The organism is Streptomyces sp. G45 (genome assembly GCF_049542095.1).
GTDB lineage: Bacteria > Actinomycetota > Actinomycetes > Streptomycetales > Streptomycetaceae > Streptomyces.
In genome coordinates this window covers 6,374,255-6,396,816 of the sequence record NZ_JBMUZU010000001.1, presented here as the reverse complement: position 1 = coordinate 6,396,816, position 22,562 = coordinate 6,374,255, and the positions used below count along the sequence as shown (strand labels likewise).

The following is a 22,562-nucleotide window of genomic DNA, read 5'->3' as shown; positions in this document are numbered from 1 at the left end:
CTGTCTGGCCTGTGCGGCCTGTCTGGCCTGTGCGGCCTGTGCGGCCTGTGCGGCCTGTGCGGCCTGTGCGGCCTGTGCGGCCTGTGCGGCCTAGCCGACCCCGGCCCGGTGGGCCGCGGCGGCCGCGAAGCGCGTGGCCAGGCGGCGCAGCCGGTCCTGGGACGGGTCGCCGCCGACGGTGACGTTCAGCGTCTCCACGGCCTTGTCGCCGCCCGCGTCGGTGTACTCGCGGTGGACGACCCGGACGCGGCAGGTGCGGGGGCCCTCGACGTCCGGCTCGACGACGGCGCGCCGCCCGTCGATCCGGGTGAGCGTGCCGTCGTCGGCGGTCAGCGGCTGGCCGCGGTCGAAGCGGATCTCCAGGGTCAGGTCGTTGGTGGTGCTGGCCCACTCGCAGTCCCACGCCCCGAAGCCGATGTCGCGGGCGCGGGCGTCGATGCCGGGGATCGCCTCCAGGGTCTTGGCGTCCACCAGGGCGCAGGCGTCCTCCCGGATGAGGGAGCCCGGCGGCGACGGCGGACGGCGGGGAGCTTCCCCCGGTTGAGGACCCGCACGGCGTGCTCGGTGGCGGCGTCGGCCATGGCGCACAGCCGCGCGTCGCCCTCGTCCTGCTGCACGGCGACGGAGATGTTCACGTCGGGGTCCCCGGCGGGCAGCATCGTGCGGACGCACACGTCGCTGTCGTCCGCCTCGTCCACCACGGTGACGCGCCCCCGGGTGCGGCGCGGCCCGGACAGGTCGCTGGCGCCGCCGGTGTCGAAGTGGAACTCGACGTCCACGGGGTCGCCGTCGCCGGTGTCGACGATGACGTCGCAGCGGTCGAAGTTGCCGTAGTCACGGTCGAGTTCGGCCTCGCCGTACCGTTTGAGCACGGCCGGGTCGGCGAGCGCGCACGGGTCGGCGGTGCGCTGCTCGCCGACGGCGGGCAGCGCCGTGGCGCGCGCCGTGCCGGTCGGGTTCCGCCCGTCGCCGCCGCCGTCGTCGTCCGACCACACCTCGGGGATGACCAGGGCCGCGGCCAGGGTGACGGCGGCGACGCCGAGCGCGAGCAGCAACTGCCGTGACCTGCCCGGCAGTACGCTCCGCCCGGCGTCCGTGCCGCCGTCGGAGCCCGTGGTGTCGCCGCTGCTGTCGCCGCCGTCGCCGCGCTGCGGGGGCAGCCGCTCCTGGGGGCCCGCGACCTGCTCGAAGAGCCGCTGGGCCTCGACGGCGGTGGGCCGGTACTTGGCGCGGGCGTCGAGCATCGCGGGCAGGATCTCCGCCAGCGGTCCGAGCCCCGGGCCGAGGGCGGTCTCGCCGCGCTCGGCCTGCCGGTCGGCGATCAGCGCGTCGACGTCGGCGCCCGTGTGGGGGCGCGGCGGCACACCGGTGACCAGGGCGTGCACGAGGGCGGCGAGGGAGAACACGTCCGACGCCGGTTCCGGCTGGCCGCGGACGACCTCGCGGGCGGCGTAGTCCGGCGTGTAGCCGCAGCGGACGGGCGGGGTGATGGTCTCGGTGCCGCCCACGCGGTAGGCGGCGCCGAAGTCGGCCAGCTTGACGAGGCCGTCGGGCGTCGCGACCACATTGCCGGGCTTGACGTCGCCGTGCACGATGCCCTCGGCGTGCAGCGCGGCGAGGGCGGAGGCGATCTGCGCCCCGGCGCGCGCGGCCCGCTGCGGCGTGAGCGGCGGCCGGTCGGCGAGGCTGCCCCCGGACACGTACTCCATGACGAGCCAGGAGCCGTACCGGCGGCGCACCCGGGCGAGCGGGCCCTCGGACAGCGACAGCACGTCGTGCAGGGTGACGACGTGCGGATGGCTGAACCGGGCCAGCGCGCGGGCCTCGGCGAGCAGCCGGTCGAACTCCTGGCGCTCCAGGCGCTCGGCGCCGGGGCCGCCCGCGCTCGGCACGCGCAGCCGCTTCAGCACCACCTTCCGGGGCAGCCTGAGGTCATGGGCGATCCACACCTCGCCCGTGCCCCCTTGGAGCGGACCTCGCATCAGACGGTAGCGGCCACCGACGGTCGTGCCCCGGCGCACACCAGCTCCCCTCACCGCGGGGTAGGGGCCCCGCTGCCTCCCACGTGCCCCTGAACCTACTGGCTGCGCCGGGGGGCCCACAGGTCCTTCACGGGATGTCCGCGCACTGCCCCCGATGGTCGAAGGCGATGAGCGGATCGCCGGTCAGGGGGTGCCCGACCACCGCGGCCCGCACGCCGAACACCTCCTCGATCAGCGCGGGGGTCAGCACCTCGCGCGGCGGCCCCGACGCGACGACGGCGCCCTGGTGCAGGACGTGCAGCCGGTCGCAGACGGACGCGGCGGCGTTGAGGTCGTGCAGCGACACGAGGGTGGTGCGCCCCCTGCCGCGCAGCAGCGAAAGCAGCTCCACCTGGTGGCGGATGTCGAGGTGGTTCGTCGGCTCGTCCAGCACCAGCACGTCCGGCTCCTGCGCGAACGCCCGCGCCAGCAGCACCCGTTGGCGTTCGCCGCCGGACAGCGCGGAGAACGCGCGCCCGGCGGCGCCGTCCATGCCGACCTCGGCGAGCGCCTTCGCCACGGCGTCCCGGTCGGCGTCGTCGTCCGCGGCGAAGGCCCGCTTGTACGGCGTGCGCCCCAGGGCGACCACCTCCCCCACGGTCAGCTCGACGTCCGCGCCCCGCTCCTGCGGCAGCGCCGCCACGTGCCGGGCCGTCCGGGCGGGGCTCAGCGCGCGCAGGTCGGCGCCGTCCAGCAGGACGCGGCCCGCGGTGGGGCGCAGATGCCGGTAGACGGTGCGCAGGAGGGTGGACTTGCCGCTGCCGTTGGGCCCGACGAGCCCGGTGACCTCCCCGTCGGCGGCGAGCAGCCGCGCCCCCGACACCACGGTGCGCCCCGCGTAGGCGACGCTCAGGTCCTCGACGTCGACCCTCACCGGGCGCCTCCCTGCCCGCCGCGCAGCCGCCGGTCCAGGAGGTACAGCAGGGCGGGGGCGCCGATGGTCGACGTGACGACGCCGACGGGCAGCTCCTGGGTGTCCATGGCGGTGCGGCACACGGTGTCGACGACCACCATGAGCAGCGCCCCGGCGAGCGCGGACAGCGGCAGCAGCCTGCGGTGGTCGTCGCCCACGAGGAGGCGGCAGGTGTGCGGCACCATCAGGCCGACGAAGCCGATCGCGCCGGACACGGCGACCAGGACGCCGGTGAGCACGCTCGTCACGGCGAACAGCTCCCGCCGCAGCCGTCCGGTGTCGACGCCGAGCCCGGCGGCCGTCTCGTCGCCCATGAGCAGCGCGTTCAGGCCGCGGGCGCGCGCCTGGAGCAGTACGAAGGCCAGCGGCACGGCCGCCGCGGGCGCGGCGAGCTGCTCCCAGGTGGCCCCGCCGAGGCTGCCCATCAGCCAGAACAGCACGCTCTGCGTCTGCTGTTCGTCGCCCGCCCGCAGCACCAGGTAGCTGGTGACGCCGGACAGGAACTGCCCGATGGCGACTCCGGCGAGCACCAGCCGCAGCGGCGCGAACCCGCCGCCGCGCCGCGCCACCGCCCACACCAGCGCGAACGTCACGAGCGCCCCCGCGAACGCGGCCCCCGACAGGCCGAGCCCGAACGCCCCGCCCGCCCCGGCGCCGAGGACGATCGCGGCGACGGCCCCGAGCGAGGCCCCGCTGGAGATGCCGAGCAGGTAGGGGTCGGCCAGCGGGTTGCGCACGAGCGCCTGCACGGCCGTGCCCACGAGCCCGAGCCCGGCCCCCACCAGCGCGGCGAGCAGCGCCCGCGGCACCCGCAGCTGCCACACGATCATGTCGTCGGTGCCGCCCCGGGGCGCGGCCCCGCTGACCCGCCGCGCCACCACGCCCCACACCTCGCCGGGCGGCAGGGAGGTCGACCCCCAGGACACGGCGGCGGTCAGCGCGAGCAGCAGCAGCACGCCGAGCACGCACGCGAGGGCCCCTGCGGGGAGGCGCCGGGGGGCCGCAGGGGAAGCGGGCGCCCCAGAAGGACCGGAAGGCATCGGCGGCTTGGACTGCTTGGACGACTCGGACGACGCAGAAGACGCAGAGGACGCAGAGGACGCAGAGGACGCAGAAGACGCAGAAGACGCAGAAGACGCAGAGGACATCGAAGACCCCACCACGCCCCTCCCTACCGCACCTTGCCGGGATGGACGGCCCGGGCGATCTCCCGGACCGTGTCGGCGTTCGCCACGCCCGCGATGGTGGTCCGCTCGGACCCGATGCGCAGGAACCGCCCCCGCTTGACGGCGCTGAGCCCCTTGGTGGCCGGGTTCGTCTCCAGCCACCGCTGGGCCTCGTCGAAGGCCTTCTCGTTCGCGGCGGCGCCGCCCCGGTTGCGTACGGCGAGCTGGATCCAGTCGGGGTCCTTGGCGACGACGTCCTCCCAGCCGACCTGCTTGAAGGCGCCGTGGCAGTCGCCGAAGGCGTTGCGGGCCCCGGCGAGGGTGATCACGGCGTGGGCGATCTGGCGGTCGCAGACGACGGTGGGCTGCCGGGTCCCGGCGTCGTAGTCGAAGAAGAAGTACGAGGGCCGCTGGTCCCGCGGCAGTCCGCCGACCGCCCTGCGCACGGCCGTGACCTTCGCGCGCATGTCCGCGACGAGCCGCCGCGCGGTGGCGGAGCGGCCCGTGAGGGCGCCGAGCGCGGTGATGTCGTCCTCGACGGCCGACAGGTCGGTCAGCGGCTCCTTCCGCTCGGCGGCGCAGGCGGTGGACTTGAGGAAGACCCGCTTCATGCCGACGGCCCGGTACTCCTCGGCGGTCGGGACGCCTGCGGCGCCGCCGCCCATGCCCGCCATGGAGGCGAACGTGTCGACGTACAGGTCGGCGCCGGAGCCGAGCAGCTTCTCCTTGGGGATCACGCCCCGGCTGAGTACGGTGACCTTCCGGGCCCGCGCGTCGAGCGCCGTGGGCAGCGCCCCCTTGCCCGGTGGGAACCCGGTCCCGACCACCTTGTCCCCCGCGCCGAGCCGCAGCAGCAGTTCGAGACCGGCCGCGTTGCTGGTGACGATCTTCCGGGGGGCGGAGGAGAAGGTGGTCTCGCCGCCCGCGCAGTCGCTGACGCTCACCGGGAACCCGCGGGCCGCGCCGCCCCCGGCGCCGCCGCCCCCGCCGCCGCCCCCACAGCCGACGGCGGCGGCGAGCCCCACCACCGCACCCACCACACCGAACCGCACCCGACCGCGCATGACGACGCTCCCACCGCGTGACCCGAGGGGCGGCCCGTCGCCGCCCGCACCGGTAGTCGCGCCGCGGCGCCGCCGGGTTCCCGGCGGCCCGCTACCCGACCGCCCGGCGCAGGGCGCCCACGCGGTCGGTGCGCTCCCAGGTGAACTCCGCGCGCTCCCGCCCGAAGTGGCCGTAGGCGGCGGTCTGGGCGTAGATGGGGCGGCGCAGGTCGAGGTCGCGGATGATGGCGGCGGGGCGCAGGTCGAAGACCTCGGTGACGGCCTGCTCGATGCGCTCCGCGGGCACGGTGTGGGTGCCGAAGGTCTCCACGAACAGGCCCACCGGCTCGGCCTTGCCGATGGCGTAGGCGACCTGGATCTCGCAGCGGGCGGCGAGGCCCGCGGCGACGACGTTCTTGGCGACCCAGCGCGTGGCGTACGCCGCCGAGCGGTCCACCTTGGAGGGGTCCTTGCCGGAGAAGGCGCCGCCGCCGTGGCGGGCCATGCCGCCGTACGTATCGATGATGATCTTGCGGCCGGTCAGGCCCGCGTCGCCCATCGGGCCGCCGATCTCGAAGCGGCCGGTGGGGTTGACGAGGAGGCGGTGGCCGTCCGTGTCGAGCTTGATGCCGTCCTCCTCCAGTCGGCGCAGCACGGGTTCGACGACGTACTCGCGGACATCGGGGGTGACGTGCCCGTCCAGGCTGGCGTCGGGGGCGTGCTGCGTGGAGACGACGACGGTGTCGAGGCGCACCGGGCGGCTGCCCTGGTACTCGATGGTCACCTGCGTCTTGCCGTCGGGGCGCAGATAGGGAATCGACCCATCGCGCCGGGCCTGCGCGAGGCGGTATGAGAGGCGGTGCGCGAGGTCGATGGGCAGCGGCATCAGGGTGGGCGTCTCGTCGGTGGCGTAGCCGAACATCAGGCCCTGGTCGCCCGCGCCCTGGGCGGCTAACGCGTCGTCGGCGCCGAGGACGCGCCGCTCGTACGCGGCGTCGACGCCCTGCGCGATGTCGGGCGACTGGGTGCCGATGGACAGGGACACGCCGCAGGAGGCGCCGTCGAACCCCTTGGCGGAGGCGTCGTAGCCGATCTCCAGGATCTTGTTGCGGGCGAGCGCCGCGATGTCGGCGTACGCCGTGGTGCTCACCTCGCCCGCGATGTGCACCTGACCGGTGGTGATGAGGGTCTCCACGGCGACCCGGGAGGCGGGGTCGGCCTTGAGGAGGGCGTCGAGGACGGTGTCGCTGATCTGGTCGGCGATCTTGTCGGGGTGGCCTTCGGTGACGGATTCCGAGGTGAACAGGCGAGTGGCCATGGCGGCTTCCTTGGGGTCGGTGGGGGCGAACGGCTCGGCGGGGTGCGGGAGTTCACTGAGGTGCCGGGGTGCGGCGGAGTACGGGGGTTCAGCGCGGGACGGGCGTGGGCAGCGCGCGGCGGGTGTGCGGGGCGGCGGCGGGCTGGCGCAGGGCGCCGGTGACGAGGCGGTCGGCGGCGCCCGTGTAGTGGGCCGGGTCGAGCAGGGCGTCGAGGGCGGCGGCGTCGAGGTGCCGGGCGACGTCGGCGTCCTCGGCGAGCACGGCGGCCAGCGGGCGGTCCTCCCGGTCGGCCCGCGCGGAGGCGTCGGCGAGCAGCCGCGCGGCCCGCGCCCGGCCCAGGTGCGGCGCGAGGGCCGCCGCGAGGCGCTCGGTGACGATCTGGCTCCTGGTGAGCGCGAGGTTGGCGCGGACGCGCTCGGGCCGCACGACGAGACCCGCGGCGAGTTCGTACGCGGTCGCCGCCGCGCCGCCCGTCAGGCGCAGGCACTCGCGCAGCGGCAGCCACTCCGCGTGCCAGGCACCGGCCGCGCGCTCGTCCTCCGCCACCAGGGACCGGGTCAGCACGGAGGCGAAGGCGGGGACTTGGAGGGCGGCGCTGCGGATGAGGGTGGCCAGGGCCGGGTTGCGCTTGTGCGGCATCGCGGACGAGGCGCCGCGCCCCGTCCCCGTCGGCTCGGTGACCTCGCCGACCTCGGTCCTGCTCAGGGTGGTCACGTCGGCGGCGAACTTGCCGAGCGCCCCGGCCGTGAACGCCAGCGCCGCCCCCAGGTCGGCCACCGGGGTGCGCAGCGCGTGCCACGGCAGCACGGGCCGCGCGAGGCCCAGTTCGGCGGCGTAGGCGTCCACCAGGCGGTCGGCGTAGTCGTCGTCGAGCGTCCCGGCGCCCTGGCGGGCGTACTCCAGGTAGCCCGCGAGGGTCCCGGCCGCGCCGCCGAGCGACACCGGCAGGGACCGCTGCACCACCGCCAGGCGGTGCTCGGCGTCCAGGACGAGGGAGCGCCAGCCCGCGGCCCTGAGGCCGAAGGTGGTGGGGACGGCGTGCAGCGCCAGGGTCCGTGCGGCGGCGACCGTGGCCCGGTGCCGCTCGGCGAGGTCCGCGAGGGCGTCCGCGGCGCGCGCCAGGTCCGACCGCACCACGGTCAGGGCCCGCGAGGCGACCAGCATGGCGCCGGTGTCCAGGACGTCCTGGCTGGTGGAGCCGCGGTGCACGTACTCGGCGGCGCGCGGGTCGCGCCGGGCGACGGCCTCGGTCAGGGCGCGGACGAGGCCGACCACGGGGTTGGCCGTGGCGCGGGAGGCCAGGGCCAGCTCGCGCGGGTCGTACAACTCCGCCCGCGCGGCGCGCCCGATGGCGTCGGCGGCCGTCGCCGGGACGGCGCCGAGGGCGGCCTGCGTGCGGGCCAGGGCCGCCTCGGCGTCGAGCATCGCCTGCAGCCAAGCACGGTCGCCGACCACGTCCTCCACGGGGACGCCCGCGCGCACCGGGGAGAGCAGCCCGCTGTCGGGGGCGGTCGCCGCGGGGGCGTCGAGGGGGGTGCCGTGCTCGCCGCCCGGCGCCTCGGGTCCCGTAGGGCCGAGCGCGCCCGGTGCCTCAAGTCCCGTACGTCCGGGCGCGCCCGGCGCCTCAGATCCCGTACGGCCGGGCGCGCCCGGTGCCTCAGATCCCGTACGGCCGGGCGCGTCCGGCGCCTCAAGTCCCGTCGGAGCGGGCGCGTCCGGTGTGTCGGCGGTGCGCTGCCGGGGCTGTGCGGGGTGGCGGGTCACGGGGTCACCTCCAGCAGGTCCCGTTCGCGGCCGGGCCGTGCGGGCGGCGCCGGGGCGGCCGCGCGGGCGGGGCGCAGCGCGAGGACGGCGCGCGCGATGGCGTCCGCGTCGCCGAGGGTCACCGAGTCCACGCCGGGCCGGATCCCGGCGGCGGTCACCCAGTGCACGCCCTCCGTGGGCACGCCGTAGGCGAAGCGCCGCGGATGGGCCCGGCCGTGGGCGTCGACCAGGCGGGACGGGCGCGCGGTGACGGCGAGTCCGCCGGTCTCGTACGCCGTGCCGCGCCCGGCCTCGATGCGGTACGCGGTGGCCTGGCCGTCGGCGAGGAGGCGGCGGAGCAGGGTGTCGCCGGTGTGCCGCACGTCGGGTTCGGGCAGGCGGGCCTCGATGAGCGCGGTGGCCCTGACCGGGGCCGCGTCGACCGCGGGCGAGCGGGCGACGAAGGCCGGGTTCGGCCCGTCGGCGTCGACGGTGACGTCCAGGTCGGGGCCGAGGAGTTCGACCACTCCGGCCTCGACGAGGGCGCGCAGTTCCTCGACGCGGGAGACGGGCGGCCCGATGGACAGGAAGGCGTTCAGGGGCGTGTACCAGCCCTGGAGTTCGTCGCGGTACGAGTCGCCCTCCACTCCCCCGTGGTCCACGCACAGGCGGATCTCGTTGCGCAGGTCGCGCAGCACGTCGAGGGCGGCCTTGAGGGGGCCGCTGACGTTGCCCTGCCGGGCGGCGCGCACGTCCTCGGACAGGTGGCGCAGCGTCCAGGAGCGGAAGTGGGCGCGGGAGGCGAAGCGGCGCCCGAGGTGCGGCCGGGCGAGGCGCTCCCAGTCCCAGCGGTCGGCCTCGGCGACGCCGTGGGCGTCCAGGAGGCGGCACCGGGCCCGCTCGTCGGGGGCGGTCAGGTAGCGGTCGGCGAAGTCCGCGGCGCCGGGGTGGCGGCGGGAGGCCAGGAGGGTGCCGTAGTAGACGCTCTCGACCTCGCGGGCGATCAGCGGCCACAGGTCGGTGCCGAAGCGGGCGCCGCGCTCGCCGTCGCGCCGCCGCAGCCGTGCAGCCGTCTCCTCGGTGACCAGGCGCGGCACGTACCGGCCGTGCGCGCCCTTCTCGTTCTCGCCGCGCGCGTGGTACGGCAGGCCGCGGCGCGACCCGGCGACGATGACCGGCTCGCGCCCGGAGGGCTGGTACACGAGCCTGCCGTGCCGCCGCGTGAACAGCCCGCCCCGGCCGCGGGTGAGCAGCGCCAGGTGGTCGAAGAAGTTCAGGCCGAGGCCGCGCAGCAGCACCGGCTCGCCGGGCGGCAGCGCGGACAGGTCGAGGTCGGCGGGGTTGGCGGGGCGTACGTAGGTCAGGCCGTGGGCGGCCGCGGCGCGGGCCAGGCGGTCCTCGTGGGCGGTGGCGGCGGCCGGGAGGTGCCCCTGGGCGAGGACGACGGCCTCCAGGTCGGCGAGGCGCGTGCCGTCGGCGAGGTCCAGGGTCTGCGCCGCGTCCGGGTGGCCGTCCGCGTCGACGAGGCGCACCGCGCGGGTGCGGTGCTCCACGACGCGGCAGTGCGCGGGCGCGGCGGCCCTGACCCGTGCGTATACGTCCTGGAGGTAGCGGCCGTAGAACGCGCGCGTCGGGTAGGAGTCGGGCAGCAGGTCGCGGGCCTCGGCGCGCACCTGGTCGTCGTACGCGGCCGGGTCGCCGGGCAGCGCGGTGTGCTTGGCCCACTCGTACAGGCTGGGGCCCTCCTCGACCGGCCCGGCCATGGTGACGGTGGCGTCCGTGTACGCGGTGACCTGGCTGGCGACGGTGTTCATCAGCAACAGCCGGGACTGGGTGGTGCGCCAGACCCGGCCGGGCCCCGGCGGGTAGGGGTCGATCACGTGGATCGTCAGCGGGGTGGGGCGGGGGTCGGCGCGTTCGTTGGCGCGTTCGTTGGCGCACAGGCGCTCCAGTACGGACAGGCCGCGCGGGCCCGCGCCGACGACGGCCACTTCACGGCGCGCCGCGGGGGGTGGGGTGTGCGGGTGCATGGTGCCGGTGTCCTCCGATGGGTCCGGGGTCGTCCGAGGTCACCCTGGTGCGTGCCAGGGTCGGTCCGGGGTGGCCCGGGTCAGGGGCGCAGCAGGACCTTGCCGAGGCTGGCGCGGCGCTCCAGGTGCGCGTGGGCCGCGGCGGCGTCGGCGAGGGCGAACTCGGCGTCGACGCGGGCGCGCAGCGTGCCGTCGAGCAGGCCCGCGAAGACGTCGTCGGCGCGGGCGGTGAACTCCTCGCGGGTGAGGACGTGGTGGGTGAGGGTGGGCCAGGTGAGCTTGAGGGAGCCCTTCTGGGCGAGCAGGAACGGGTCGATGGGTTCGGTCTTCCCGCTGGCCTGCCCGAACAGGACGAGGGTGCCGCGGGGGCGCAGCGCGTCGAGGCTGCCGTGGAAGGTGCGCTGGCCCACCGAGTCGTAGACGGCGTGGGCCCCGGCCCCGTCGGTCGCGGCCAGGACCGCCGCGGTGAAGTCCTCCCGGTCGTAGCGCACCACGGTGTCCACGCCGAGTTCGGCGGCGAGCGCGGCCTTGGCGTCGGTGGAGACGGTGCCGACGACGTGGGCCCCGGCCCGCTTGGCGAACTGGACGAGGAACTGGCCGACGCCGCCCGCCGCGGCGTGCACGACGACGGTCTCGCCCTTGGCGATGGGGTGCGCGTCGTGCGCCAGGTAGTGGGCGGTGAGCCCCTGGAGCATGGCGGCGGCGGCCAGGCGCGAGTCGAGCGCCGGGGGCACCGCCACGGCGAGCCGGGCCGGGACGGTGACGAACTCGGCGTAGGCGCCCGGCACTTCGCCGTAGGCGACGCGCTCGCCGACGGCGAGTTCGGTGACGTCGGAGCCGACGGCGTCGACGGTGCCGACGGCGTCCATGCCGGGGGTGAACGGCAGGGGCAGGCCCATGGCGCCGGTGCGGTGGTAGACGTCGACGTAGTTGACGCCGATGACCTCGGTGCGCAGCCGGATCTCGTCGGGCGCGGGCTCGGGCAGGGGGACGTCTTCGAGGCGGAGCTCTTCCGGTCCGCCGGGGGCGTGGACGCGGATCGCCTTCATCGGGTGCTCCCTTGGCTGTTGGTGAGGGGTTCGGTGGAGGTCGGTGGCGGGGCTGGGGCCGGTTCGGTGGCGGTGCGGTCGGGGCGCTGGGCGACCAGACCACCGGCGATCATCAGGGCGCCGCCCGCGAACTGGAGCGGCGTGGGCACCAGGGCGAGGGCGGCGAGGCTGATGACGACGGTGAAGGCGGGCTCCAGCTGCAGGACGCTGGCGGTCTGCCAGGGCCGCAGCCGGGCCAGGGCCAGGTGCAGGGTCACGTACGCCAGGCAGAAGTTGGTGACGGCGAGGACGAGTTGCAGGGTGAGCGTGGTGGTGGTGGGGTGCCAGCGCAGCCGTCCGGGGACGAGGGGCAGCACGGGCAGCAGGACGACCGCGGCGGGCAGCAGCCGCCACAGGCTCAGCTGGAGCGCCGGGACGCGGTCCATGAGGGACTTGGCGGGCAGGTAGGCGATGCCCGCGAGCAGCGCCCCGAGGAGCACGAGGACGTCCCCGCCGTGGATGGAGGTGAGCCCGGCACTGGGGCTGCGCATGACGATGAGCAGCCCGCCGAACAGGGTGACGGCGATGCCCAGCGTCTGCCACCAGCGCAGCCGGTCGCCGAGGACGGCGACGGACGCCAACACCGCGGCGGGGCCTTGGAGTTGGATGAGGAAGCCGCCGTTGACGGGGCTGGTCATGCTCAGTCCCGTGATGACGAGGGCGAGCGAGAGTCCCGTACCGACGACGGAGACGAACGCGAGCCGCACCCAGTCGCCGCGGCCAAGGCCGCGCGGCAGCAGCGGTCGGCGGCGCACCGCCAGGTAGGTGCCCAGCAGTGCGGCGCCGATCGCCAGGTTCAGCTCGGTGGTCAGCAGCGGATGGATGTCGGCGGTGACCCGGTTGGCCAGGACGGCGCCCGCCCCGAAGAACGCGGCGGTCAGGAGCGCGAAACCGTAGCCTTGCGCGGGCATGGGCGGGCCTTCCGGGTCGTGGGGGATGTCCGGTGGCGGCTCTACGTGCGGGCCGCGACCGGTGGTGCGTACGGCGGCGGGGGCGCCGCCCGGCTGTCCGGCGTGGCGGGCGTCACTGGGCGCGCAGCCGGACGGGGTGGCCGCGCTCGACGCCGTACCGGGCGGCGAAGTTCCCCTGGTTCAGGGCGAGTCCGAGCTGATTGCGGCTGGCGATGTAGGCCAGCGGTTCCCCTTCGCCGGTTTCCCCGAAGGTGTGCCGCAGCGGGGTACGAATTAAAGTGCCGTTCACTTCGATTTCCAGCTCGGCGCCGAATTCTATGCGCTGCCCGTCGAGGAATTCGCGGGTGATGTTGGTCCACACGTTGCCGTAGTTCTTGTCGAGCAGGGCGACCTCACCGACGACCCACCCGTCGTTCAGCTCCGGCTGGGCCACCTTGAGCAGGGTGATGTCGGCGGCGTCGATTTCCTCGCCTATTTCCGCGAACGGCACGCCGTTGGCGACGTGCGCGGCCGCCGACATGACGATGTCACGCCCGTAGAACGTGGGGTCGATGACGGGGCGGCGCACCTTGTCCGCGGTGATGTGCCGCACCTCGGCGACCCCGGCCTCGGCCACGATGCGGGTGAGCAGCCCGTTGTTGGGTGCGAAGTAGGTGTGCCCCTGCGGGGTGCGCAGCCCGATCGCGTCGTCCTGGACGCCGGTGTGCGGGAACGTCACGCACGCGAAGATCGCGTCGGCGGGAAAGTACCGGAAGGAGTCCCGGATATACAGACTCGCCTCGTAGATGTCGAACGGCGTCACATCGTGCGTGACGTCGACGATGTTCGCCTGGGGCGCGATGCCGAGCACCATGCCTTTGCAGATGCCCACGGCGTCGTCGACGAGCCCGAAGTCGGTGAGCAGCCCGACGATGGGCCGGTTGCCGACGAGCGTGGCGGCGGGGTCGGTGGGGGCGGCGACGGTCATGCGGGGGTCCTTTCAGGGACGCGGTGACGGTGACATGGGTGAGGGCACGGATGTCGACGGGCGGAGGAGGGGAATGAAGGGGGCCCACGAAGGCCGCACGCACGAGCACACCACCTCGCGCGCACGCAGCGGCCCCCGAGGCTCGGGCCTCGGACCCCGGGCCTCGGAAGGCGACGGCCTACGACGGCTTCCGCGTCAACAGGAGCGACAAGCGAACGGCACGAACAGCGAGCACGGCACGCACAGCACGCACAGCACGAACGGCACACACGAACGAATGACGCCAGGACTCACGGTCGGCACCGAAAATCCTACTGAAGCGAACACCCTTCCCCCTGTAATTCTCCGCAAGGGCGAAACCTGGTTGATCAGGTGCGACCGGTTCTCCACGGCCACCTGTTTTCAGGGTGGTGCGTAATTGAAAGGGACACTAGCACCGCGCCAAGGACTGAACCAAAGATTCCTCGGTTTCCGTCCCATAAACACCCTGTAAAAAAGCGGAGTTCAACTTACCGCTTCGCCCCGGGCTTTCCACGCCACGCCGACCGCGGGCCGGGCACGAAACACCGCCGGAATTCACGGTCGTACACACGTGCGTGAGCGGGCCGGGAGCGGAACGGCCCAGCGTGAAGAGGGGGTCGCGGTCCGTACCGCGAGGAAGAGCACGCACCTGCGCAGGGCGAGCCGCACTCTCCAGGGGCGAGGCGCCCGGGCCCCGGGATCATCTGGATCATCTCGCGGCCGAGGGAGAGCAACGCGGCGAGGCCCACCGGCGCCCGTCCCGCCTGGGAGGCGGCAGGAGGAGCGCCCGGGGCACCGAGGGAACCAAGGGAATCGAGGGGATCCAGGAAACCCAAGCGAACCAAGAGGATCAAGGGGCTTCGAGGGAGTCGAGGGAGTCGAGGGATTCCGGCAGGGTCTGGCCGCCGTCGACGGTGAGGGTCTGGCCGGTGATGAACGCGGCCTCGTCGGAGGCGAGGAAGAGCGCCGCGTGGGCGATGTCCGCGGTCTCGCCGATCCGGCCGAGGGGGATGGAGGCCGTCATGCGCCGCAGGTAGTCCGCGCCCATCGCGTCCAGGCCCTCGGTACGGATGTTGCCGGGCAGCACGGCGTTGACGGTGATGCCGAGCGGGGCCAGCTCCAGGGCGGCGCCGCGCAGGAAGCCGAGCTGCCCGGCCTTGCTCGCGCCGTAGTGGGACCAGCCGGGGAAGCCGGTGGTGGGGCCGGTGATCGAGGACGTGAGCACGACGCGGCCGCGCCCGACGCGCTCCATGGCGGGCAGGCAGGCCCGCACGGCGAGCATCGAGCCGCGCAGGTTGACGTGGAGGACCTCGTCGATGTCGGCGGCCGTCATCTCGCGCAGCGGCTTCTCGGGGAAGATCCCGGCGTTGGCGCAGAGCACGTCGATGTGTCCGTGGCGGCGTTCGACCTCCGCCGCCAGTGCCTCGATCGCCTCCGGCTCCCGCAGGTCCGCCCCCACGCCGCACACCCGGCCGCCGGTGGCCCGGGCGAGGCCGTCGGCGACCTCCTCGGCGGTCTTCGCGTCCCTGCCGGTGAGCGCCACCGCCGCGCCCCGCCGGGCGAACGCCTCCGCGATGCCGCGCCCGATGCCACGCGTCCCACCGGTCACGACGACGGACCGGTCCTGCCAGGGAGTACTGGGGGTGAAGCTCATACCGTGAAGCACCTCGCCGTCCTGCGCCGCCATGTTCGTACCAGGCCCGTGGGGGCCGGTGGCCTCGGGCACGGCACACCGTAGAGGACTCCCACCCACCCGACGCACGCATTCGGCCGCGCGACACGACGACTGCCGCCGCACCCCTCAGGGGAAGCCCCTCCCCAAGGCGCGCTCGCACATCGCCGCCTCCCCAAGGACTCACACGACAGGAGGACCATCACCACGCCCCGTATGCAGCAAGGGGCCTGGAGATCGCTTAAGGCTTGCGCAGCCCATAAAGGGAGAGCACAGCCCGAACGGCCACGGACCTCAACACGCCTACGGATACGCTCTACTGGCCCCGTCCGACCACATCAACGTCAGGCACACAGCCCCGCCGACGGCTTGACGCCTGACAGCCACCACCTGCGGAGCCCTGCCACGTGACGGCAATTCACGAAGATTGAGACGGAATGCCGCCTTCTGAAGAAGTAAGCAAAAACCAAGAGACAGCCAACTAAAGCCGCAGGCCACGGCCTGTGGTCCCCGCGCGTGCGGGGGTGGTCCCGGACATGGGGGCCTCCCTCCTCCCCGCCAGCCGTGGTCCCCGCGCGTGCGGGGGTGGTCCCTGACCCGTGGTCGATCCGGCGGAGCCGCTGAAGGTGGTCCCCGCGCGTGCGGGGGTGGTCCCGGCGGTGCGGGCGGTCCGGTCGGTGTGGTGTCGTGGTCCCCGCGCGTGCGGGGGTGGTCCCGTTTCAACCCTTAAAGGAGGTGCGCGGATGGCGTGGTCCCCGCGCGTGCGGGGGTGGTCCCAGCTCGATGGCGGCGGCGGGCCCGGGGTAGGCGTGGTCCCCGCGCGTGCGGGGGTGGTCCCCGCGATCGCCGCCTGGACGATCCGCTGTTCCGGTGGTCCCCGCGCGTGCGGGGGTGGTCCCGCGACCGGGCTCCCGAGGTCGGTGACCTTCTTGTGGTCCCCGCGCGTGCGGGGGTGGTCCCAGATACGCCTTGGGGCCCTCGATCGGCTCGCCGTGGTCCCCGCGCGTGCGGGGGTGGTCCCGATACGACCCCGCGGACGCCTCGGGTGAGGAGGTGGTCCCCGCGCGTGCGGGGGTGGTCCCGTCTGGCAGCTCGATTCGGATTACGGCATGTGGTGGTCCCCGCGCGTGCGGGGGTGATCCCTCGCCGACGCCCGCATCCACGGCAACGTAGCGGGTGGTCCCCGCGCACCCGGGGGTGGTCCCGCTCAGGAGTTCCTGGCAGTGTGACCAGTCGGATGGTCCCCGCGCGTGCGGGGGTGGCCCCTGGGATGCTCGGTCGGCTACGTGCTCCCCGCCGCTGCGGGGCTATGGCGAGCTGTACCGGGGCGACCGCCGACTCATTTCAAGTCCGGCATTCGCCTTCCGCATTCGGGCCCAACTCTGCTACTGAGCCGGGAACGCTCTCTCATGCCCTGGGGCAAGCAGTCACCGGCTTGCCAGGACGCCAGAGGCGCCACCACCGCTACGGTCCGGGTGGCCCTCACTGGCGGACGCGAGGGGAGACGAGCGAGCTCAGCATCGCCAATTGTGCTTCCCAGTTTAGAACTGGGAAGCACGATCTGCTGGAAAGATCATCCAATCGAAGCCGGGACACAGCGCGCACCACACGCGTAGGCTCCACCTCGCCCAACAGACACGGCGCTTGACCAACAGGCCGAGCCCCCTGGCCGCTCGTGTCACCGAGGTTGGGGCCAGGGGGCCCGGGATGCCGTAAGAGCCAAGCTCCGACGACACGAGAGGATGCTATTCCGTGACCCATCGACACGCACCCGCACCCCAGCCTGAGCCTCCGTTACCACCGCGGCCCACTCTGTACGGCCTGCTCATGGCGCTGATCGCGGCGTGCCCGTCAGCTCCTTCCTCGTACGCACCGTGGGTATGGGGCGCCGTAATCGTGATCGTGGTGCTCATCCGTCCGAGCGTGTTCGCCCCGCGCCCAGCCTGACCGGCAGGGTCCAACAGCCTGGTGTCGGCTCGGGGCCGACACCAGGCGCCGCCCACAGGGGCACCTGTCTCCCCATAGCACCTCTTCGTGCGCGGCCCATCGACTTCCCTGTTGTTCCGTACTCAGGATGTGGCAGGCATGTTTCATGCACCCATGACTCCGGACGCCCCCAAAGCAGCTGTGCCGTTCGCGGCGCTGTCGCCGACCGCTCGTACGGTGTGGGCGAAACACGAGCGCGCGTCGGACAGTTGGCTGCCCCTGTGGCGGCACCTGGCGGACACTGCTGCCACTGCCGGGCAGTTGTGGCAGCACTGGGTGCCCCAGGGTGTCGTCGAGTTGGTGGCCGCCGCGCTGCCCGGCGGGGCGGAAGACGCCCTCCGGCTCGTCCGGTTCCTGGGGGCCAGCCACGACGTCGGCAAGGCGACACCCGCCTTCGCCTGCCAAGTCGAGCCGCTGGCCGCGGAGATGCGGGACGCCGGACTCGACATGCCGCTCGCCAAGGAGTACGGGCAGGACCGGCGGCTCGCGCCGCACGGCCTCGCCGGGCAGTTGCTGCTGCGGGAGTGGCTGACGGAGCGCTACGGGCTTCGCGAGCGGGAGAGCGGGCAGTTCACGGTCGTGGCCGGAGGCCACCACGGGACGCCTCCCGACCACCAGCACATCCATGATCTCCTGTTGCGGCCGCACCTGCTGCGGCACCCGGGACCGAGCGAACAGACCTGGCGCCAGGTCCAGTACGAACTGATGGACGGATGCGCCGAACTGGCCGACGTGACGGACCGGCTGCCGACGTGGCGTGACGTCCGCCTCCCGCAACCCGCCCAGGTGGCCCTGACCGCGGTGGTCATCCTCGCCGACTGGATCGCCAGTTCCCCGGAACTCTTCCCGTACGAACCGGAGACCTGGCGCCCTGAGGGCCCGGTCGGCGAGCGGCGGCGGCTGCGCGCGGCCTGGGAGGGACTCGCGCTCCCCGGGCCGTGGGCGCCGGAGGAACCGGCGGGCGAGCCCGCGGAGCTGTTCGCCCAGCGGTTCCCCCACCTGGCCGGGGCCGAGGTGCGCCCCGTGCAGGCGGAGGCCGTACGCCTGGCCCGGGAGATGCCCGCACCAGGGCTCCTGGTGATCGAGGCACCGATGGGTGAGGGGAAGACGGAGGCGGCGCTCGCCGCGGTGGAGGTCCTCGGCGCACGCGCGGGCGCCGGTGGCGTGCTCGTCGCCCTGCCGACACGGGCCACCAGCGACGCCATGTTCTCCCGGCTGACGGCGTGGCTCGACCGGCTTCCTGGGGCGGGAGAGGACGACGAGGCCCGTTCCGTCGTCCTCGCGCACGCCAAGGCGGCGCTCAATGACGAATGGGCGGGGCTGCTCGCCAAGGGACGGCGGACCATCGCCGCCGTCGACCTCGACGGCGAGGAGACGGTGGCACCCGGCGCCCTCCGGCCTGCCGGACTCCAGGCACATCAGTGGTTGCGGGGGCGGAAGAAGCAGCTCCTGGCCTCCTTCGCGGTGACGACCATCGACCAGGTGCTGTTCGCGGGGCTGCGCAGCCGCCACCTCGCGCTGCGACACCTCGCCGTCGCGGGGAAGGTCGTCGTCATCGACGAGGTCCACGCGTACGACGCCTATATGGGGCGGTACCTGGACCGCGTACTGGAGTGGCTGGCGGCGTACCGCGTCCCCGTCGTCCTGCTCTCGGCGACGCTTCCGGCGGCACGCAGGAACGCCCTCGTAGCCGCCTACTCCGGCGGCAAGGGCGACGGGAGTCACGCCACCGGCGACGCCGCCTACCCGCTGCTCACTGCCGCCGCTCCTGGGCACACCGCGATCACCGCGACGCCGCCCGCGGCATCCGGCCGCCGCACCGACGTGGTGGTCGAGCGCCTGGACGACGACCTGTCCGCCCTCGCCACCCGCCTGGAGCGCGAACTGGCCGACGGCGGCTGCGCCTTGGTTCTCCGCAACACGGTCGACCGCGTCCTGGAGGCCGCCGACGAACTGCGGGCACGGCTCGGCGAGGACGTGGTGACGGTGGCGCACTCCCGTTTCCTCGCCGCGGACCGGGCCGCCAAGGACACGACGATGCTTCGGCTCTTCGGCCCGGACGGCGCGGAGCGGCCCCGGCGGCACGTGGTGGTCGCCAGCCAAGTGCTCGAACAGTCCCTGGACGTCGACTTCGACCTGCTCGTCACGGACCTGGCGCCCGTGGACCTGGTGCTCCAGCGCATGGGACGCCTGCACCGGCACCCGAGGGCGAGGCCGCCGCGCCTGACGCGGCCGCGCTGCCTGATCACCGGCGTGGCCTGGGAGGACGACCCGCCGCGACCCGCTCCGGGGACGCTGGCCGTGTACCGGAGCGAGTACACCCTGCTGCGCACCCTGGCGGTGCTCGGCCCGTTCCTGGACGGGGCGGCGCTGACGCTCCCCGACGGCATCAGCCCCCTCGTGCAGGCCGTGTACGGCGATGAACCCGTCGGGCCGGTCGCCTGGGCCGACCGGCTGGACGAGGCCCGGACCGCGCACGAGCGCCTGCTCGCCGAGAAGCGGGAGCGCGCCGAGGGGTTCCTGCTCGGTCCGGTGCGGCGCCCGGGACGACCGGTGTACGGGTGGCTGGACACCCATGCCGGTGACGTGGATGACGAACGGGATGGGCGCGCCCAGGTGCGCGACTCCGACGAGTCGTTGGAGGTGCTGGTCATCCAGCGGCAGGCCAACGGTCGGCTCAGCACCGTCCCGTGGCTGGACGAGGGCGCCGAAGGCGGGCGGGGCGGTCTTGAGCTGCCCGTCGACTTCCCGCCCTCGCCCCGCGCCGCCACGGCGGTCGCGGCGAGCGCGCTCACGCTCCCCCGGCGCTTCAGCACGCCGTGGATGATCAACCGGTCCATCACCGAGCTGGAGCGCTTCCTGATCCCCGCCTGGCAGGTCAAGGAGTGCCCCTGGCTCGCGGGCGAGCTGATCCTCGTTCTGGACGCCGCTTGTCAGACCCGTCTGTCAGGCTTCCATCTCACCTACAGCCGGGCCGATGGGCTGCGGGTGACGGCTCCCGGTGCGCCCGTGGACGGTCGCGACGAGGCGGGGGACGGGACAGCGAGATCGGTGGGGACAGGAGGTTCAAGTGAGCCAGGTGTTGGGGGACTTAAGGCTTCGACAGCGGACGGAACCGTCCAAGTGCCGTGCCGGGACGCCGATCGCGCCTCGCGGCAGGAGGCTGCCGTGACCGCGCGGGGCGCCGGGCCTCCCTCCTTCGACCTGGTGTCCGCGCCCTGGATTCCCGTCCAGCGGACCGACGGCACGGTGACGGAGGTCTCCTTGCTCGGTCTCTTCGAGGAGGCCCACACCCTGCGGCGGATCGTGGGCGACCTGCCCACTCAGGAACTGGCGCTGCTGCGCCTGCTGCTCGCCATCCTGTACGACGCGCTGGAAGGCCCCGAGGAGCTGGAGGACTGGGAGCAGCGGTGGCTCTCGGACGAGCCGTTCCGCGAGGTGGCGCCATATCTGGACCTCCACCGAGACCGCTTCGACCTCTTCCATCCCGAGTACCCGTTCTTCCAGGTCGCCGATCTGCGCACCGTCAGGGACGAGGTGGCTCCGCTCAGCCGCGTCGTCGCGGACGTGCCCGTGGGCGAGCCCTTCTTCGCCATGCGCCGCCCTGGAGTCGAGCGGTTGTCGTACGCGGAGGCGGCGCGCTGGCTCGTGCACGCCCACGCCTACGACACCTCCGGGATCAAGTCGGCGATGCGCGAAGACCCGCGCGGGAAGGCCGGGAAGGTCTACCCGCAGGGGGTGGGCTCGCTGGGAGACCTCGGCGGGGTCTTCGCCGAAGGCGACACGCTGCGCGAGACGCTGCTGCTCAACCTCATCCCGCTTGAGGAGGCGTACGACGGCACCGGGAGAGGCGACGAGGACGCGCCCGTCTGGCGGCGGCCGCCCGTCGGGGCCGCGGAGCGCACGGACGTGCCCGCCGGGCCGCACGGCCTGCTCGACCTGTACACCTGGCAGTCCCGCAGGATCCGGCTGCACGCGCGGGGCGGCGCCGTCACCGGGGTGGTCCTCGGCTACGGCGACCGGCTCACCTGGTCCTCTCCGTGGGCGGTGGAGCCGATGTCCGGCTGGCGACGCAGTCCGGCGCAGGAGAAGAAGCAGAAGCGCCCACTGGTGTACACCCCCCAGCGGCACGACCCCAGCAAGGCGGCCTGGCGCGGGCTCGCCTCCCTGCTGCCCGCGCGGCAGCGGACGACGGACGCCGCACGCCGCGGTGAGCCCCCGGCCACCCGGCGCTCTGGCGTCACCCGCTGGGTCACCCAAGTGATCACCACTGGGCAGGTCGCCCCCGGCAAGCTGGTGCGCCTGCGGCTCGTCGGCGCGGCCTACGGGACCCAGCAGTCCGTGATCGACGAGATCGTCGACGACTCCGTCGTCCTGCCGATCGTCACCCTGCACGAGGAAGACCCGGTGTACGGCGCGGCGGCCGTGGACGCCGTCAGCGAAGCCGAGCAGTGCGTGATCGCGCTCGGCCAGCTCGCCGCGAACCTGGCCCGCGCCGCGGGCAGCGACCCCGCCTCCCCCACGGCCACGGCGCGCGACCTCGGCTTCGGCGCACTGGACGGACCGTACCGAGCGTGGCTGAAGGACCTGTACGCCTTCCCGGACCTGCCCACCGCCCGCCAGGAGTGGCGGGCCACCGTGCGGCGGCTCGTGACGCGGCTCGGCAGGCAGCTCCTGGACTCCGCCGGGCCAGCCGCCGACGAAGGGCGGCTGGTGGACACCCCGGGGTTCGGGGTGCGGCTGCTGGACGCGAGCCGCGCGGAGAGCTGGTTCCGCGCCCGGCTCGACCAGATCCTCGGACCGCCAGCCGCGAGGATTCCCGCCCCGCGTCCCTCGGCTTCCCCGGTCGCCCCTGACATCCGTACGGAGGCAGCACCATGACCTCGGCCAGCAACGGCACCACGCGCTCCCTCGCCGCTCAGGCAGCCGCGGAGACCATCGGGCGGCTCCAGGCGGGATACCGGCACAGTCTTCCGCCCGCGATCGCCGCCGTGGCCAGGCTGCGCCGCGAGGCCGGACGAGACCCCCATGCCACCCCCACCAGCTGGGGACTGGACGACCTGGAGGCGTTGACCAGGCTCCGTGACCTGGCCTCGCGGCAGGAAGAGGACGACGCGACCAAGCCGTTCCTGTACCAGGACAGGGTCCGGCGCGAAGCGCAGGAGGAGCGCGAGGACCGCGCGGTTCACCTGGCCGTGACCCTCTGGGCACTCCACCAGCAGTCGCTGCGCGAGGAACCGATGCATGTGTCCGGCTGGACGCTGGGCCGTGCCGCACGGCGCCTGGCCGAGGGCAGGACCGGGAGCAGGGACCGAGTCGGCGACGAGGACTCCGGCCCCGACACCGCCGCGGAAGAGGGCACGCGCCCCAAGGCGGTCCCGGACGCGGACCTCAGCCCCGCGGTCCGCAAGCGCTTCGTCCGCGTCGGCGGCTCGACCGACTTCGACACGCTCGGGGTCCGCCTGCGCGAACTGGTGCTGCTGCTGCGCACCGCCCGCATCCCCCTGGACTACGGCCGCCTCGCCGACCAGCTCGACCGCTGGCAGCAAGTGGCGTTCCAGGCCGGGGTCAGGCGGGAGTGGGGGCGGGGCTTCCACCGCGTGCACGCCCCGTCCACGGATCCGGCGACCGCCGACGCGAGCGACTAGTCCCGCGGCCACCGCGCCCCGACACCGCGCCCCG

The 22,562-nt window shown here is 74.2% G+C and carries 14 protein-coding genes and 1 CRISPR repeat array; of the genes, 2 read left to right on the top strand and 12 right to left on the bottom strand.

The features are described from left to right. Nucleotides 1-90: 90 nt before the first annotated feature. The 12 genes from ACOBQU_RS26945 to fabG all read right to left on the bottom strand — a co-directional run bounded on the left by ACOBQU_RS26945 (nt 91) and on the right by fabG (nt 14,876). A complete protein-coding gene (locus ACOBQU_RS26945) occupies nt 91-471 on the bottom strand; it encodes a hypothetical protein (RefSeq protein WP_423630342.1) in 381 nt (126 codons plus the stop codon). Beyond that, nucleotides 366-2,021 (bottom strand): serine/threonine-protein kinase, encoded by a 1,656-nt coding sequence (locus tag ACOBQU_RS26940; RefSeq protein WP_423630340.1) that lies wholly within the window; start codon nt 2,019-2,021, stop codon nt 366-368. The genes ACOBQU_RS26945 and ACOBQU_RS26940 overlap by 106 nt, the downstream gene beginning before the upstream one ends. An 88-nt stretch (nt 2,022-2,109) precedes the next feature. Next, nucleotides 2,110-2,895: an ABC transporter ATP-binding protein gene (locus ACOBQU_RS26935; RefSeq protein ID WP_423630338.1), complete on the bottom strand. Its 786-nt coding sequence runs from the start codon at nt 2,893-2,895 to the stop codon at nt 2,110-2,112. Next, on the bottom strand, nt 2,892-3,974 hold the full coding sequence (locus tag ACOBQU_RS26930; RefSeq protein WP_423630336.1) for a FecCD family ABC transporter permease: 1,083 nt from the start codon (nt 3,972-3,974) through the stop codon (nt 2,892-2,894). The genes ACOBQU_RS26935 and ACOBQU_RS26930 overlap by 4 nt, the downstream gene beginning before the upstream one ends. 131 nt (nt 3,975-4,105) lie before the next feature. Further along, nucleotides 4,106-5,164 (bottom strand): ABC transporter substrate-binding protein, encoded by a 1,059-nt coding sequence (locus tag ACOBQU_RS26925; protein WP_423630335.1) that lies wholly within the window; start codon nt 5,162-5,164, stop codon nt 4,106-4,108. A 91-nt stretch (nt 5,165-5,255) separates the two neighbouring features. Next, nucleotides 5,256-6,461 carry a methionine adenosyltransferase gene (gene metK, locus ACOBQU_RS26920; protein WP_423630333.1) on the bottom strand — a complete coding sequence of 402 codons (1,206 nt, stop codon included), beginning with the start codon at nt 6,459-6,461 and terminating at the stop codon, nt 5,256-5,258. A gap of 88 nt (nt 6,462-6,549) precedes the next feature. Further along, entirely contained in the window at nt 6,550-8,226 is a 1,677-nt protein-coding gene (locus ACOBQU_RS26915) for a lyase family protein (protein ID WP_423630331.1), read from the bottom strand. Then, nucleotides 8,223-10,235: an FAD/NAD(P)-binding protein gene (locus ACOBQU_RS26910; RefSeq protein ID WP_423630329.1), complete on the bottom strand. Its 2,013-nt coding sequence runs from the start codon at nt 10,233-10,235 to the stop codon at nt 8,223-8,225. The genes ACOBQU_RS26915 and ACOBQU_RS26910 overlap by 4 nt, the downstream gene beginning before the upstream one ends. Nucleotides 10,236-10,315: 80 nt before the next feature. Beyond that, complete coding sequence (locus tag ACOBQU_RS26905) at nt 10,316-11,284, bottom strand: quinone oxidoreductase family protein (RefSeq protein ID WP_423630326.1); 969 nt, start codon at nt 11,282-11,284, stop codon at nt 10,316-10,318. After that, on the bottom strand, nt 11,281-12,234 hold the full coding sequence (locus ACOBQU_RS26900; RefSeq protein ID WP_423630324.1) for a DMT family transporter: 954 nt from the start codon (nt 12,232-12,234) through the stop codon (nt 11,281-11,283). The genes ACOBQU_RS26905 and ACOBQU_RS26900 overlap by 4 nt, the downstream gene beginning before the upstream one ends. A 112-nt stretch (nt 12,235-12,346) precedes the next feature. Beyond that, the gene (locus tag ACOBQU_RS26895; RefSeq protein ID WP_423630322.1) at nt 12,347-13,201 is read right to left on the bottom strand and encodes an SAM hydrolase/SAM-dependent halogenase family protein; all 855 of its coding nucleotides are present in this window, start codon (nt 13,199-13,201) and stop codon (nt 12,347-12,349) included. 871 nt (nt 13,202-14,072) lie between these two features. Further along, the gene (fabG, locus tag ACOBQU_RS26890) at nt 14,073-14,876 is read right to left on the bottom strand and encodes a 3-oxoacyl-ACP reductase FabG (RefSeq protein WP_423630320.1); all 804 of its coding nucleotides are present in this window, start codon (nt 14,874-14,876) and stop codon (nt 14,073-14,075) included. A 521-nt stretch (nt 14,877-15,397) separates the two neighbouring features. Beyond that, nucleotides 15,398-16,160: direct repeats of the CRISPR family, unit length 29 nt; unit sequence GTGGTCCCCGCGCGTGCGGGGGTGGTCCC. Nucleotides 16,161-16,994: 834 nt separating this feature from the next. On the opposite strand from fabG, the gene casA reads away from it, so the two are divergent. Both casA and casB read left to right on the top strand, forming a co-directional pair. Then, entirely contained in the window at nt 16,995-21,761 is a 4,767-nt protein-coding gene (casA, locus tag ACOBQU_RS26885; RefSeq protein WP_423630318.1) for a type I-E CRISPR-associated protein Cse1/CasA, read from the top strand. Further along, nucleotides 21,758-22,528, top strand: coding sequence for a type I-E CRISPR-associated protein Cse2/CasB (casB, locus tag ACOBQU_RS26880; RefSeq protein WP_423630316.1), 771 nt, complete (start codon nt 21,758-21,760; stop codon nt 22,526-22,528). The genes casA and casB overlap by 4 nt, the downstream gene beginning before the upstream one ends. The last annotated feature ends 34 nt before the right edge of the window (nt 22,529-22,562 follow it).

Bases quoted from the DNA above. Each gene is read 5' to 3' on its own strand.
- ACOBQU_RS26930 (WP_423630336.1), bottom strand. From the start codon at position 3,974: ATGCCTTCCGGTCCTTCTGGGGCGCCCGCTTCCCCTGCGGCCCCCCGG.
- ACOBQU_RS26925 (WP_423630335.1), bottom strand. From the start codon at position 5,164: ATGCGCGGTCGGGTGCGGTTCGGTGTGGTGGGTGCGGTGGTGGGGCTC.
- metK (WP_423630333.1), bottom strand. From the start codon at position 6,461: ATGGCCACTCGCCTGTTCACCTCGGAATCCGTCACCGAAGGCCACCCC.
- ACOBQU_RS26910 (WP_423630329.1), bottom strand. From the start codon at position 10,235: ATGCACCCGCACACCCCACCCCCCGCGGCGCGCCGTGAAGTGGCCGTC.
- ACOBQU_RS26905 (WP_423630326.1), bottom strand. From the start codon at position 11,284: ATGAAGGCGATCCGCGTCCACGCCCCCGGCGGACCGGAAGAGCTCCGC.
- ACOBQU_RS26900 (WP_423630324.1), bottom strand. From the start codon at position 12,234: ATGCCCGCGCAAGGCTACGGTTTCGCGCTCCTGACCGCCGCGTTCTTC.
- ACOBQU_RS26895 (WP_423630322.1), bottom strand. From the start codon at position 13,201: ATGACCGTCGCCGCCCCCACCGACCCCGCCGCCACGCTCGTCGGCAAC.
- fabG (WP_423630320.1), bottom strand. From the start codon at position 14,876: ATGAGCTTCACCCCCAGTACTCCCTGGCAGGACCGGTCCGTCGTCGTG.
- casA (WP_423630318.1), top strand. From the start codon at position 16,995: ATGACTCCGGACGCCCCCAAAGCAGCTGTGCCGTTCGCGGCGCTGTCG.
- casB (WP_423630316.1), top strand. From the start codon at position 21,758: ATGACCTCGGCCAGCAACGGCACCACGCGCTCCCTCGCCGCTCAGGCA.